Origin of the sequence: Microbacterium halimionae (assembly GCF_011761265.1) — a bacterium.
Lineage (GTDB): Bacteria > Actinomycetota > Actinomycetes > Actinomycetales > Microbacteriaceae > Microbacterium > Microbacterium halimionae.
The window spans coordinates 1,086,129-1,101,281 of the sequence record NZ_JAAOZB010000001.1 but is presented as its reverse complement, the minus strand read 5'-3'; the positions used below and the strand labels follow the sequence as shown (position 1 = coordinate 1,101,281).

Genomic DNA, 15,153 nt, shown 5'->3' with positions numbered 1-15,153 from the left:
TGCGCTTTAACCTGGAGTTTTCGCAGCATGCAGTCTTCACCGACGGCACGTTATATTGACGTGCTCACCCTCCCTCGAGTGCCCTTCACGTTCGGCGCAGCGGTCATTGGCCGTGCCGCGTACGCGCTCGTTTTTCTTCCGCTCCTCTATGCCGTCACCGACGCCACCGGATCAATTGCGCTCGGCGGTGCAGCCGTTGCGGTGTATGGCGCCACGGCCAGTTTTCTCTCCCCGGTTCGTGCCTGGTCGATCGATCGATTCGGCGCACGACCGGTGCTCGCACTCCTCACGATTCTGTTCGGTGGAGCACTGGCAGCGATCGCGACAGCATCCCTTGTCGGCAGTGGCGGGGCAACTCTCATCGTGCTCGCCGGCCTAGCGGGCACTGTCGCGCCGCCGCTCGGGCCGACAATGCGCGTCGCGTGGGGCGCACTCACGCCGAGCAGCGCTCATCTTCGGAAAGCCCTCAGCCTTGATGCCGTGACGGAAGAGTTGCTCTACCTTGCGGGGCCGGCTCTCGCCGGCATCGCGCTCGCGTTCATCGCGCCCGGGCTCGCGCTCTACGTTCCTGCCGCGCTCGTCACCGTCGGTGGGCTCTGGTTCGTCGCCACTTCAGCCGTCGGCGACATGTCACACCGAGTGCTCGCGACCGATGTTCATGCGAAGAGCAGGTCGCTTCTTCTCGATCGACGGTTCGTCGGCGTCTTACTACCCGCGCTCGTCGCGGGTGCCATATCCGGCACGCTCAGCGTGGCAGTACCCGCATCGCTCGAGGGCAACGGCGGCCCCGCAGCCGCCGGTGTCGCCCTCGGACTTTTCGCCGGCGGCAGCGCACTCGGAGGACTCCTCTACGGCGCGCTCAAGGTGCCCGGGTCACTCGCCCGACAGCTTGTGGTGCTCTCGGCGGGGTTGCTCGTGGCATCCTCATTCGTTGCCGTCGTTTCGGACGCTGTCGCCGTGAGTATCGTTCTCGCCATCGCGGGGCTGTTCTTCTCACCCGTCATGATCGTGGCGTACGTCGCAGCTCACGCCGCGGGTGGCGAGCGGCAACAGAACGCGGCGACAACCTGGGTAAACACGAGCCACAACCTCGGGGGTGCTGCCGGCAGCGCCACCGCCGGAATACTCATTCAGCAGGGCGGCGTACCAACGGCGATCATCGGCACAGCGGTCGTGGCGGTGCTGATTATCGCACTGAGCGGGATCCTGGCCCGACCGACGACCACGTCTGCGAAGATCATGAAATGAGAGATGACCACGAAAGCCGCGCTGACGAACGCCGCGCCGACGGCGATAACGACGGCCCCGTCGAGGAAGAGTTCGAAGCCGAGTTCGAAGACATCGTCGGCGAGGGCGCCGAGCGCCTGCACCGCACGTTCCGCGGCACTCTCGTCACGGGGTTCCTCGGCGGCATCGAGGTGGGCGTCGGCGTACTCGCTTACGTCGGAGTTCTCTACGCAACGGATAGCCATCTGCTCGCGGGGCTCGCGTTCAGTATCGGTCTCATCGCGCTTCTCATGGCGCACAGCGAACTTTTCACCGAGAACTTTCTCATGCCGATCGCGGCTCTCATCGCGCGCGAAGGCTCCCTCGGGCAGCTAGCAAGACTGTGGGGCGGAACGCTCATTGCCAACCTCGCCGGCGGCTGGCTCATGATGGGCATCATCGTCCTTGCATTCCCCGATTGGCATGAGCTCCTTTCCGAGACAGCCCACCACTTCATCGACACCCCGATGTCGTGGCAGCTCGTTGCACTCGCGCTTCTCGGTGGCGCCGTCATCACCCTCATGACCCGGATGCAGGAGGGCACCGACTCCGAACCTGCCAAGATCGTCGCGGCCATCGCCGGCGGCTTCGTGCTTGCTGGCTTCCAGCTCTTTCACTCGATCCTCGATTCGCTCTTCGCGTTCGGTGCGATCTTGAGCGGCGCAGACATCACCTACCTAGACTGGTTGCTGTGGTTCCTCCCGGTTCTTGGGCTCAACCTTCTCGGCGGACTGCTGCTCGTCACCGTGCTCCGAATCGTGCGCACGGGCGAACTGTTCTCGCTGCGACGCCACAACCTCGACGTGTAGTCACGGGGCTTTTCACCGCCCACATTCTCCCCAAAGTTCTTCAAGGCAAGTTATTCACAGTGGGCTGGCTAAGTGGGGTCAATGTCGGAGGTATGTTCGATACTTGAGTCATGTCAGAGAACACGACCACACAACACTCGGCCGGGAAACGCACCCGCGCTGAGGTTGTGTTGTCGGCAGAATCCCGCCTGGCGCAGATCGCGCAGCTGCAGGCGGGGTTGGCAGAAGATTTGGCCGAAGGCGGGCGTATGGCGCTCGCTGAGATGCGTCTCACTCCGTCGCGCGACTCGCGGGAACGAGAGATTCCGATGCGCTCCATGGCTGCAGAACTCGCGGCGGCATTGCGGATGTCGGATCGCACCACGCAAAATCGCATCGACGAGGCGATGGACGTCACCGAACACTACCCCGAGACGTTCGCATCGTGGAGCGCAGGGCGCATCTCAGAACGGCATGTGCAAGAAATACTGCGGGCAGGCATAAACCTCACGGATGCCGCAGCCAAGGCCCGATACGACCACGAAGTGGTCGAGGTCGCTGAGGCCGAGACACCGGGACGGTTGCGAGGGTTTGCTGCAGCTCTGGCGAAGAAGGCGCAGCCGCGGACGCTCGAGGAACGTTTTGAAGACGCCAACGCGACCCGCACGGTGCGACTGTTCGACCTGGCGGATGGGATGAGTTCTATCAACGCGGTACTGCCGTCGGTGCAGGCGCACGGGATTTTCAACCGACTCACGCAGCAAGCCCGAGCGTTGAAAGACTTCCGGGCGGGGCGATCGGATTACGGCACGCGCGAACATGAGCAGCCTGTGGACGATCATCGGACGACGGATCAGATCCGCGCCGATCTGTTCTCCGACATGCTGCTCACCTCGGTGCCGAGCCTCGACCCGTTGGCGGGCGACGACTGTGGTGGGCTCGGTGCGATCAAGGCGATTGTGCAGGTCACAGTGCCTGCCACGACGCTCGCCGGAACCTCATCGACACCCGCGGATCTGTCGGGCTTGAGTCTCGTTGACCCCGAGAGTGCACGGCGCCTCGCGGGTACTGCACCGGGCTGGGATCGAGTGTTCACCCGGCCCGTCACGGGCACCGTCGTCGCGGTCGACAGGTATCGACCCACTGATCAACTCAAACGGCAGCTTCGGGCACGAGATCAACACTGCCGGTTCGTCGGATGCCGCATGCCCACCCACCGCTGCGACATTGATCACACCGTGGATGCTGCCCTCGGGGGCCCGACTCATCAGCACAACCTGGCGCATCTGTGTCGAAGGCACCACAGTTTGAAACATGCAAGCAAGTGGTCGGTGAAGCAGCGCGGTGATGGGGTTTTGGAGTGGACGTCGCCGACCGGGCGAAGGTACACGGACAAGCCGCCCGGGGTCGCGTTCGAACCCGATCCACTAGGGCTCAACGATCCGCCAGACGCGACGGGCACGGTACACGCACCGATGCAGCACATCGAACCTGCGCCGTTCTGACGTGGAGGATCGAAGCACCAGAGGTGCGGAGCGCCGGGAATCCGGCATCTCCGCACCTCTGGCAGCGCAGGTCTCGCTGCGTTTGGCTTACGCGGCGCTGCGCCGCACCGTGCGCCACCACAGGAGGGCTCCGCCGAGGGCGAGAGCCAACGACGCAACGAGAGCGATGCTCCAGGTGCGCCCAGCATCCGCGCCCGTCACCGCGAGAGGTCCCGCCGACGTCACCGTCACGACACCTGAGGCACGTTCACCGGATGCCGTTACCAACACGATTTCGTGACGCCCAGCCGTGGTCGACTCCGGAATCTTCACACCCACCGAGATCGCTCCCGACGCATCAGCAACCGCAGTCCCCAACATCACCGGCGTCGAGTGCAGCTCGACGCGCACTGTCTCACCGGCGGTGAAGCCGGTGCCTGTCACCGAAAGCGAACCGCCCGCGACAACTGTCGAAGCCGAGAGCTTCACAGCAGCGTCCGTCAGGTCAGGCGCCTGTTCGCCGGGCTCTTCCGGGTTACCCGGCTCGCCTGGCTCTTCCGGGTTGCCGGGCTCGCCGGGCTCCTCCGGGTTGCTGGGCTCTGTGAGTTCCCGCCCAATAGCGAAGCGATCAATCACCCACGGTTCAACCTCGGGTGTCCGCACGTCATAGGCATATGACACAACCTCGTTCGCACCGGTGTCAAGCATCGTAAACACGGCCAAATCGTTGCTCTGCACGAACGGCAGCGCGACACCATCTTCGTTTTCGAACGGCTTCACGTTCGGCACGATCGGCTCAAGCCCACCGGGGTTTCCCTGCGCCATGTAGTTCGAGGCATCCCACGGCTCAGGCGGCAGCGGACGCGACCGCCCACTCAGCTCATGAAACGCGCCGTATGAGTTTCCCGTGTTCGACGTCTCCATGTAATTGACGCCGTTCTCAGAAACGAAACGGTTCCACAGGTGCGAATGCCCGTTGTGCACAAGGTCAACATCCGCATCTTCGAGCAGAGGCGAGAGATCGTTGAGAAGCATGTTGCCTTCGGCCGGGTACTCGTAGCGCACACCAATCACGTCACCATCAGCGTTCTTCTCTTCTATGCGCACGGGGTCGGCAAACAAGGGCATCACATTGTCACCGAGGCCCTGCGGCCCCTCGTGCAACATCACGATGCGAAAGCGCGCGTCGTGAAAGTCGTCGCTCTCAAGTTCTTCCTGCAACCACTCGTACTGCTCGCTCCCCACGGCAAGTGACTCGAACACGTGCTCACCGTAGCCCTGCGCCAACGGATCGTCGAGGCTGCCGACAGCTTCTTGATATCGGCTGTTCGATGTGCGCGCGGCCGGGTCGGCCTGCGCCGTCGTGCCGCGCCAAATACGCGTCGAGTACAACGAAATCAAACGGATGTCGCCGAAGCTCGTCGCGTAGTACGTCTCACCGCCGGGAGAAGAATCCGGCAGAGTGAACACCTCTTCATACGTTCTCGTGCTGAAGGAGTTGTCTTCGATCCACTTCGCCTTCACCGTTGCATCGCCTGCCGGGTTGACGACCGCTGCAACCTTTTCGTACTCCTGCTCCGCAATCGGGACCGGCACCGGCGCACCGAAGCTTGATCCGATGCTCGTCATGCCATCGATCCGGCCCTGCACCTCATGGTTTCCCACCGCAGGAAACAGCGGCGCGTTCTGCACAATTTCGCCGCCGTAATATTCCGCCACACCGTTGTTGTCGATGCGGCCACCGTTACCCTGCAGCGTCGCGAAGAAAGCGCTGCCGCGGGTGTCGTCGAACCATTCCGACGCACGGTCTGGCTGATTTACGAGGTCCCCCGCGAGAAATACCGCGTCGATGTCGCCAATTGTCTCGGCAGCCTTCTGAAGGTTCGCCGGAGTGTTCGCCATCGCCTGGTGATCACTCGTCAGCAGCACCCGAAGACTATCGCCTGCTCTCGGCACTGGTGCGAGCGAGAACGTGCCCGAGATTGCGGCATCCGTCGTGCTCTCAGCCGACACCACGCGGTACGCCACCCTCTCACCAGCAGCGAGCCCCGTCACGTGCGCCTCGTGACGCCACACATCGCGCGTGACGATGCCGTCCTCTGCCGCGGGCTTCTCATCAAGGCGCGAACCACTGTCTTCAGCCATCCGTGAGTACGCCATCGACTCGGCGGCAAAAAGCTCCACGTTCGCGAATGTCGCGCCCGCCGCAGCGCGCATCGCGTCTTCATCGCTCAGCGCAGCAACGCCCGAGCCCACGAGCGCAACGTTCTGCGTGCCCGCAAACTCGGTGTTCCACACGACATAGACGTCATCCGCACCCGGCATCTGCAGGTACGGATCGCTCAGGAGCGGCAACGTGCCACTCGGATCAGTGGCGGTTGCCGGTAGCGCCTTCATTGCGGCGGCGTCAGATGGCGTCGTCATCCCAAACGCGGCGGCAGGAAGTAGCGGTGTGGCGAGGGCAACGCAGAGCGCGGCACCCATAACTGTTGTGGCGATCTTGGATCGTCGAGTGAGCATATCTCCGGTTTTCTGTCGAGGACGTTCACCAGAATCTGGGCGTTCGGCGAATCGTCGAACCTACGAGGAGGGGTACGCCCAGGCTGTCCGTTCGCTATGAAAACCCAATGACATCGACCTGAACAGGGGCTCAACACCAGTGGCTCAACAGCAACGAGGGGCCCGGCCTGAGTTACCAGACCGGGCCCCTCGTTAGCTCACTCGCGTCAGCTCAACCTGCACATCACGCGTCCTGATGCCGACGACGGCGAAGGAGCATCAACACGATGCCTGCAAGCAGCAACGGAATTCCGATGAAGGCAAACCACCACGCGGCTGGCGCGCCCGTTACCGCAAGCGGGTCTTGCGCCACCGGGTCTGTCGTCGAAGCCGTGAGGCTTCCACCGACACCCTGTTCGGTCGGCGTTGTCACTGTGACGACGTTCGTCACTTCAGGGTAGGCCGCGATCGCAACCGATACCGTCAGCGCAATCGTGCGGGTCTGCTCAACACCGAGTGCGCCATCGAGCGTGCACGTCACGGTAGATCCGTCGGCATCGCACGTCGCCCCATCACCGGATGCCGAAACGAACGTCAACCCGTTGGGCAACACATCAGTCAGAACGATGGGTCCCGGGTCTTCCGTCGGCCCGGTGTTTGTGACGGTGATGCCGTAGGTGGCTTTCCCGCCGACCTTCAGCGGCGATGCAAGATCCTTCGTCACTACGAGCGTTGACAGCGCCGGAACAATCACCGTGTCATCGCTCGTATTGTCGGTCGGATCCGTCTCAGGCTCGGTCGTCGACACCGTCGCCGTGTTCACGACTGTGTCGTACGCCTCTGCCGTCACGGCAACAGTCACCGCGAGTCGCGGGGCATCCGCAGTCGGCGCGAGTGCACCTTCGAGGGTCGCCGTCACCGCCGTCGTGCCGTCCTCGGCCATGGCATCCGCGACAATCGTCCAGGCCGCGTCACTTGCCGCAGCATCGACGTATGTCAGCCCTGCCGGAATCGTGTCAACAACCGTGACGCCTGTCGCCGTTGCTGGTCCGTCGTTGTGCACAGCCAGATCGAACGTCAGATCGTCACCGATGCGCACGTTCTCCGCACTGTGGGTCTTCACGATCGACACGTTCACGTTGCGCGTCACATCAACGACAGCGTCATCAGTGTTCGAGTGCGGGTCCGGCGTGGGCTCGGTCGTGGAAGATGTCACCGTCGCGGTATTGACGATGCTTCCCGTCGTCTGAGCCGGGTCAACGGCTACCACCATCACGAGATCCGTCGCATCGGCGTCTACGGCAAGCCCGCCCGGCATCTCGCAGTTCGCGAGCTGCGCATTGGTCGCATCCGCCGCACACACCCAAGCGGAGCCCTCAGACTCAGCCGAGACGAACGAGAGCCCGGCCGGAAGCACATCCGAGATTGTCAGCGGCCCCACGGCATCCGACGGCCCATAGTTGTGAACCTCGAGCAGGTAACGCACCTGCGTACCGGCATCGACCGTTGTGATCTCAGCACCCAGCTCGTCAACCGCAGTCTTCACGATTCCGAGATCAGCCTCGGCCACATCAGTGATCGTCACGTCTGACTCGTTGTCGGTCGTCGTCGTTTCCGGCGTCGATGTCGCAACGGTTGCGACGTTCACAAGCTCGGTGCCGTCAGCAACGGATGCCGCAATCATCGCTGTCACATTGATTGTCGACGTACCCACAGCAAAGTCGTCACGGCCACATGTCAGCGTGTCAACGCCGCAGGTCCATCCGTCGCCCGACATCGCGGTCAACGTCATACCTCCGGGAGGCGTGTCGATCACCACAACGTCACGAGCAACCGACGGCCCCTCGTTCTTGACCGTGAGGGTGTAGTCAACGCTCGTGCCAGCAACATACGGGCCCGCCGCGACATCCTTCACGATCGACAGGTTCGTCATCGTTGTGACGGCCGTCGGGTCATCGTCATGGTTGTTGAGCGGGTTGTCGTCATCGGGACCATCGACGTCAGCCTGGTTGATGTAGCCACCGGCCAAGAGGTCAGCGGCAAGGTTCGACGTGAACGAAACGACGATCGTCGCATCCTTCGCGAGTGTGAACGAGTCTCCGTCCACCGACCAGGTCAACGTCTGGTCGACAATCGTCGGCTCGATCGCGACCGGCTGGCCACCAGCGACAGCAACCGTGGCGGTTCCCTCGTCGTAGCTGAATCCTGTCGGCAATGTGTCGATGATCTCGATCGGACCCGAAGAAACCGAAGGACCGAGGTTCGTCACTGTCATCGTGTAATCAAGCGTCGAACCTGCAATCGCATCACCGGCGTGTGTCTTCTCGATCGTGAGATCGGCGGAACGCTCCGAGTCAGTGGTCGAGTCCGTGTCAGTCGGCTGGTTCGTTGAGTTGTCGGCCGATGCCCTGACGGTGTTGTCCACCGTCGCGCCAGTCTCGTGGGCCGCATCGAGCAGCAGCGTGATTCGGAACGAAGCCGAATCGCCGGCCACTAGGTCACCGTCAAGAGCAAACGTCTGATCGTCGCCGGCAGCAGCCGTCGTCGATGTGCGTGCCCAGGTGCCATCTACCGACTCAAACGACTCGTACGTGAAGTAAGGCTCAACAGTGTCGAGCACCTCGACGTTCCGCGCATCCGCGGTGCCGGTGTTCGTGACATCCACGAGGTACGTCACGTTTTCACCCGGGGTCGCCAGGTCAGTGGCGGTCGCCGCAACCCAGTCGGTTCCGTTGAAGACGAGGCGCGTCTTGTCGATCGCGAGCGTCGTGTCGATACCGGGTGTGACGGTCTCGTCGTCGTCGTTGTTGTCGGGGTCAGGATCGGGAGTCGTGCCCGGCTGAACCTCGGCCGTGTTGACGATGTCGGTGTCGGCCGCCCACGAAGCATCGATGGTGCCGGTGAGCACAATCGCTGTCGATGGGCCCACCGGGAACGACGACTCAACGAAGGTCCACGTGATCTCATCTCCCGCGTTCGCTGGGAAACCATCGGATGCCGATGCTGTCCATGCTGCGTTCGACGGGTCCGCGACGTTCGAGATGCCATCCGGCACCGTGTCAGTCACCGTGATCGGGTCAGCTGTCGTGCTGGCGGAGCCAGACGGTCCGTTGTTTCGCACCGCCAGTTCCCACGTGAGAGTTCCACCGGCATTCGGCGAGACGGTCGTTGCCGTCTTCGTGATCTGCAGGTCGGCCTCGGGCGACAGCGGCTTCTCAGCGTCGTCACTGTTGTCTTTCGTCACGTCGTCGGGGGTCTCCCACGTCGTGCCCACAACGCTCGCGTCGTTTTCGGCGGTGCCGGTTGCCGCAGCACCCACCGTCACATCAGCGGTCAAGACGATCCGGTCAGAACCATCAGCTGCAAGGCTCGTTGACCCCTCGCCGACGACGAACGGATCAGCCTCCGTACCCGCTCCCGTCAGTGCCAGCGCGGTACCGGTCGCGTCGCCGGCATCGGCGAAGTAGCGCGCTGTGAACGCGCCCGTCGTCACGTCGTCCGGCAGCGTCGTCGTGTCAACGAATCGGAATGGACCCACCGAGGCATCCGGCCCCTGGTTCGTCACTGTGATCTGCCACTGCGGCTGGTCATAGTCGGCACCGGCGACGACACCAGAAATCCAGTCACCGTCAGCGTTGCCACCGATCGCGTCTTTGATGAGGTTCAGGTCTGCACGCTCGATGAATGCACTGTCATCAGCATCGGGTCCCGTGTACGGGCCATCGCCGTTCTCGGTCGCGCCCGACGTGTCCGTGGTCTCTCCCGAAACCGTGTTGGTGTGGGGCACGCGCGTGCCACCGTCTTCCGTCGTACCCGGATCTGTCAGAGCGTCCTCGTTGGGAGTCGCGGTGAAGACGATCTCGATCGACTGGCCCGGTTGCAAGAGCACGGCATTCGGAGCCGCGGTGCCGAAGCTCCACTCGAGACTCTGCTCAGATCCCGGAGCACCCGAACCTGTCACGGTGGGCGTAGTCGTCCCGCTCCACGCGGCTCCCGCAACGGTCACACTTGTGACGGCCGTGTACGTCCAGTTGGTCGGAAGCGCGTCGGTGAGCGTCACAGTTTGCGCCGGCCCGTCACCGTTGTTGGTCGCCGTCAGCGTCCAGCTCAACGGAACATCCGCGTAGGCGATGTCAGTCGAGGTGACCGACTTGGCAAGCGCCACGGTCGGGAACGGCGGGTCGACGGCCGCCGTGTCGTCAACATCGGTCGGGTCGTATTCCCGGCCATCAGTCGGGAACGACTCGAAGTGCTCGACGGATGCCGTGTTGGTAAACACGTCGGAGCCGTCGATGTTGGCACTCGCTGTCAACGTCGCGTCATAGGTGAAGACGAGAGACATGGGGCTCTCGGCAGAACCGGCGGGATAGAGCGGACCCGGAAGGTCTGCGGCATCCCACGTGATCGTTCCACCGCCGAGTTCAGCGTCGGCGCCGGTCAAAGCGCCCCCATCCGAAATAGTTGCGGGGTCTACCACTACACCTGCGGGTACAACATCGGTGATGTCCATGTTGTACGCGGGAGTGTTGCCCGTGTTCGTCACGGTGACGTCGTACGAGAACGTGTCACCCGGGTTCGGTGTCTCGTTCGATACGTTCTTCGCAATCGCGAGCACGGGGTCGAGCAGATCGACCTCAGCGTCATCGGTGATCGTCTGGCGCGTCGAGGTGTCACCGTTCAGCGAATTCCACGTGAACGTCGCCGTGTTGTCGAGATCGCTCACCGCGGAATCAATACCGGCACCATCAAGCAGCACCTCGTACGTCATCGTCAGGATTCGCTCCTCAGAGAACGAGGCGATGTCGTTACCCGCACCATCGTTATAGGTCCACGTTGCCGTGTTCGTGCTGGAATCGAGCGCGTAATCCCACGTTCCAGCGATACCGGTCGACGGTGTCGCGATCGGGCCGCTGATCGTTGCATCCTGCAGCACAACGCCTGCGGGCAGCTGATCGGTGATGATCGAGTCGAAATAGTTGATGCTGGGCTGCAGCGCCACCTGCACTTCGTACTCAACCGTCTGACCGGCCGGTTCTGAAACGGTGTTCGAAAAGGCATCCGTTGATCCCGCCTCGCGCACACCCTTTGCGATGTCTGCTGTGATCGCCTTCACAGTCGCGTCATCGTCATCGTCGCGTTCACCGCCGCGCACATGACCGGAATCGATTGTGTCGGGCAGCGTGTATCCGGTCACCTCAGCCGTGTTGACGTAGCTTTGTCCGCCACCGGTCTCGGGGTCGATCTTCGCCTCATACGTCAGCACGGTTGTCGGAGCAACCCGTGCGATGTCCCATGTAATGGTTCCGCCATCGCCGTCAATCGGGTCAGCACCGGTAAGCGTTCCACCGCCCGAGATTGTCGTACCGTCGACGATGATGCCATCGGGAACCGTATCGACAACGGTGTTGTCGTACGAGACGGGTCGGTTCGAGTTGTTCGCCACCGTCAGCGTGTAGGTGATCGTGTCGTTCGTCGAAACGTCGTTCGCCGGGGATGCCGTCTTGTTGATCGTCAGGTTGGGCTCGATGTACGTCACCGATGCGTCGGCGTTGCCGTCCCACGAGTCGCTCGTGAATAGTGCACGGTTGGTGAGTCTGGTGCCGTTGTTTCCGGCATCACCGAGGTACACCGTCATCGTGACGGTGAACGTCTGATCGTCGCCAGAGCTGTTCGTGTAGAGATCGGGGAAGGCGAGTTCGCCGTCGCCCGACAGCGCGAAGTCAGAGGCAACCGCGCCCGTGAGAGCCGTGGCATCCCAGGTGGGCACGCCCTCGACGGTGTACGACACGTTTCCGGGACTCAGCGTTCCGCGGTCAGACAGCACACCGTTCGCGACACTTGTGTGTGCGGGAATCACGACGTCGTAGCTCCACGTGATGAGCTCGCCCTGTGTCGCCTGGTTGACAGCGTTGTTGGGGTCGGTGACAGTCGTGCCGGTCGGCGCGATCTCGGTGGAATCGAGCGTCTTCGCGATCGTGGGTGCCGGTGTGAAAATGAGCGAGTCGTCGCGCATATCGTCACCCGGAACAGTGGAGTCATCTGAACGCGTCGTGGCGTCGAGCGAACCAGTCGGGTACTGGGTCTCGGCGGTTCCTGCGTTGGTCTCCACATCGAACTGGGTGATCGAAGCGGTGTTCGTGAAAGAGGTGTCGACGAGAACGTCGGTGGGAACCGTGACGTCGTAGGTGAGCGTATTCGTAGCCGGCTTCACCCCGACGTCGAGACCGTTCCAGACGATGACCGAATGACCGGATGCCGATCCCGCGATGTTTGCGGGGTAGCCTGCGTCGCCCGGGTTGAGGGCCGTGCCACCGTCGCTGATCGCGGAGACTTCGGACTTCGTGATGCCGTCGGGCAAAGCATCCCACACCGTCATGTTTTCGGCGGCGAAATCGCCACCCGACAGGTCGACGCGGTACGTCACGACGTCATCTTGCACGACCTCGATGCCATCGCGGTTCGAGTCAAAGACCGTGCCGTCAGAATCGTTCTGCGACCGAGCTGGCAAAGTCGAATCTCCGTCGACGTCGAGAACGCCCTTGAGGAGAGTCGGTCCCTGCCCCAACTGAATCGCCGAGGCGTCACGCAGGTAGTAGATGTCTGCGAGCACGTCGTTCTGCTGGTACTTCATGAGGTTTTCGGGCTTGTCGAGCGCTGACGCATCTGCGGGCGTATTCGACGTAACGAGCGCAAGGACATGCAGAACGAGCACGGAGTCAAGGGGCACGTAACGGTCGCCGCCTTCGCCGGGCGTTCCGACGTTCCACGTCAGGCGCTGACCCTCGACGGAGGTTGAATCGATGTCGACGTCGGCTGATGTACCGCCGGTTCCCGTGTAAACGGCCGAATCGACATAGGTCATGTCCCGCGGCAAGAAGTCGGTGACGACGGGGTTACGCACATCGATCGCTTCTGCGAAGTCAACCGTCAGTTGGTAGCAGACGTAATCACCCGCGTGGAATGGTGCGTCCGCGGCATCCGTCTGGTTCTGCGACCACGCGCTGCCCGGTGCAACATCACACGATGCGGCGGCCGAGGCGGCAGCAGGGGCGGTCGAAATCACAGCGTCGCGTGGCAGCACCTGCTTCGAGATTCCGGAGTAGCGCGACTCCAGCATGGCCGACGAGTTGTCGGTCACGTCTTCTGTGCCGAACGCGGGTACACCCGAACCGTTGTTGACACCATCGAGTTCATCCGTTGATGTCGTCCACCCGGTAACTACGACGTTGTTCGTCATCTCGTCACCCGAGGTCGTAGGACCGAACCACGGGTCGTCAGTGTCGTACGCGTTGCGCATGAGGCCCGTGTACACGATTTCGTGGGAGTCGTTTGCTTCGTATGCTGTGGGATCCGACAGGTAGGTGACCGTGAACTCACCCGTCGCCGAGTTGTAGTCGATTGCCGAAACTGTCGCACCGGTGAGAGTCGCACCGCCCTCGGTCGAGGGATACGCGCAGTCGGTCGGCAGAGGATCTCCCGTGAGCGTTGCTCCGCTGCCGGGGAGGGCCGGGCAGAGCCCGTTGGCGAAAGTGTCGACGATCTCCATCTGGTCGGCGCTCGTGTACTCGCTCGTGGCGAGATCAAGCGTGTAGGTGGCGAGCTCGCCCGTCACGAAGTCGGTACCAAGCGATGTCGAGACGCTCTTGAGTATCCGCAGGTCCATCGCCTGAATCTGTTCGGTGTCACTGTCAGTGACAGCCGTTGATGTCGAGGGCGCTACGGGGCCGGCGAACGTACCAGCGACCGTTGCGAGGTTGTCATAGAGGATGCCATCGCCGAATCCGGCGCCCTGGCCCTGACGAGTCGACGCACCGTTGTTGTTGTTCAAATTCGATGCTTGGCCGAGGCCTGCAGCATCCGGAGTTCCGGTGCCCGCCGTCGTCACGAAGTCCATCGTGTTTTCGAACAGCGGCACAGCGGCGGCATACGTGATGACGTAGTTGCCTGCGACGCCCGCGCTACTCAAGTCGGTCGCTTGCGGTGTAGTGCCGGTCAGCGCCGGCAGGTTCCACGTGACCTTCGTGTAGACGCCCGCGTCGAGCGAGGCAGGAAGATCGGAACTGACAGTCTCGACCGCCGCAGGTGTGAGGCAATCGGCACCGGGGTTCGCACCGGTAACGTCGCCCGAGCCCGGGTGCTCTTGCGTTCCCCCGAGAGCCCCCGCGCCGTCGTAGAGCAGACCCGAGGCCTGCGTGTTGTCGACAGTTGCGCACGCGAGAAATTCAAGACCTGCCGGCAGGTAGTCAACGAGCGTTACTCCATCGGTTGCGCCCTGGGGGGTGTTTTCGACGGTCAGCGTGTAAATGGTCTGGTGGTCGTGCACACCGCGGAGGAGCTCGATTTCGGGACTCGGCTCTTGCTTGGTCAGCCGAAGCGCGGAGATGGGGGCGTCCGCCGAGTCGCCATCTGACGAGGTGTCGGTTGCGCCAGAGGTTCCCGCGACTCCCGTCGAACCGTCAAAGACCGGGAGGGTGGCGGGAGCGCTCGACACATATCCCGTCAGCGCGAAGTCGGGAGACGTACCGACGGGGAATATCGAAGCATCCGGGCGAACGGTGATTGTTGATGAGTACGACGCCGACGCGGGAAGGTCAGCGACATCTTGGAAGACCCACAGCTGGAAGCCTGCCGGAACCGACGCGAGCGGAGAACTCGCCTGCCTCTTTGCACTGTTCGGAAGCGTCTGACCGCTCGCGTAAACGTTCGGGGCACCCATTGCGGCCGAAGAGACGAAATCGATGCCGTTCGGCACCAACAGCGTGAACGATGTGTTGTAGCCCGGCGTCGTCGACGAGTTCGTCAGCGAGATGTCGAACGTCGCATCTTCGCCCGCGAGAATGAAAGGCTTCTGAGCGTCGCTCGAGCCAGTCGGCTCAAGCGAAATGGATGCCTGCGGGTCGGGAATCGCGGCGGCGCTGGCCGCGGACGCACCCCAGAACGCTGCACCCGTCAACGTCGCCACCACAAGTGAGGGGATCAGCAAAAGACTCGTCAGGCGCGACGGTCCGCGCAAGAAGCCATGGCCGCGCTTGCGGCTTGCGCGTGTGGCTCGCCTCGTCGGTGCTGTGGTGACAGATGGGTGATGCACGATGCTCCTCAGTAGTCGGACCAGGAGC

The 15,153-nt window shown here is 62.7% G+C and carries 5 protein-coding genes; 3 read left to right on the top strand and 2 right to left on the bottom strand.

The genetic code is table 11. The features are described from left to right. Nucleotides 1–78: 78 nt before the first annotated feature. From FHS06_RS05115 to FHS06_RS05105, 3 genes are all read left to right on the top strand, one after another. Nucleotides 79–1,248, top strand: coding sequence for an MFS transporter (locus FHS06_RS05115; protein ID WP_167046278.1), 1,170 nt, complete (start codon nucleotides 79–81; stop codon nucleotides 1,246–1,248). Continuing rightward, nucleotides 1,245–2,075, top strand: a complete 831-nt coding sequence (locus FHS06_RS05110) for a formate/nitrite transporter family protein (RefSeq protein WP_167046275.1) — start codon at nucleotides 1,245–1,247, stop codon at nucleotides 2,073–2,075. The genes FHS06_RS05115 and FHS06_RS05110 overlap by 4 nt, the downstream gene beginning before the upstream one ends. A 110-nt stretch (nucleotides 2,076–2,185) precedes the next feature. Beyond that, nucleotides 2,186–3,559, top strand: a complete 1,374-nt coding sequence (locus FHS06_RS05105) for an HNH endonuclease signature motif containing protein (RefSeq protein WP_167046272.1) — start codon at nucleotides 2,186–2,188, stop codon at nucleotides 3,557–3,559. 87 nt (nucleotides 3,560–3,646) lie between these two features. On the opposite strand, the gene FHS06_RS14165 is transcribed toward FHS06_RS05105, so the two are convergent. Then, nucleotides 3,647–6,058, bottom strand: coding sequence for a metallophosphoesterase (locus FHS06_RS14165; protein ID WP_167046270.1), 2,412 nt, complete (start codon nucleotides 6,056–6,058; stop codon nucleotides 3,647–3,649). A 223-nt stretch (nucleotides 6,059–6,281) separates the two neighbouring features. Next, the gene (locus tag FHS06_RS14315; protein ID WP_167046267.1) at nucleotides 6,282–15,125 is read right to left on the bottom strand and encodes an isopeptide-forming domain-containing fimbrial protein; all 8,844 of its coding nucleotides are present in this window, start codon (nucleotides 15,123–15,125) and stop codon (nucleotides 6,282–6,284) included. Between the last annotated feature and the right edge of the window lie 28 nt (nucleotides 15,126–15,153).

Bases quoted from the DNA above. Each gene is read 5' to 3' on its own strand.
- FHS06_RS05110 (WP_167046275.1), top strand. From the start codon at position 1,245: ATGAGAGATGACCACGAAAGCCGCGCTGACGAACGCCGCGCCGACGGC.
- FHS06_RS14165 (WP_167046270.1), bottom strand. From the start codon at position 6,058: ATGCTCACTCGACGATCCAAGATCGCCACAACAGTTATGGGTGCCGCG.
- FHS06_RS05105 (WP_167046272.1), top strand. From the start codon at position 2,186: ATGTCAGAGAACACGACCACACAACACTCGGCCGGGAAACGCACCCGC.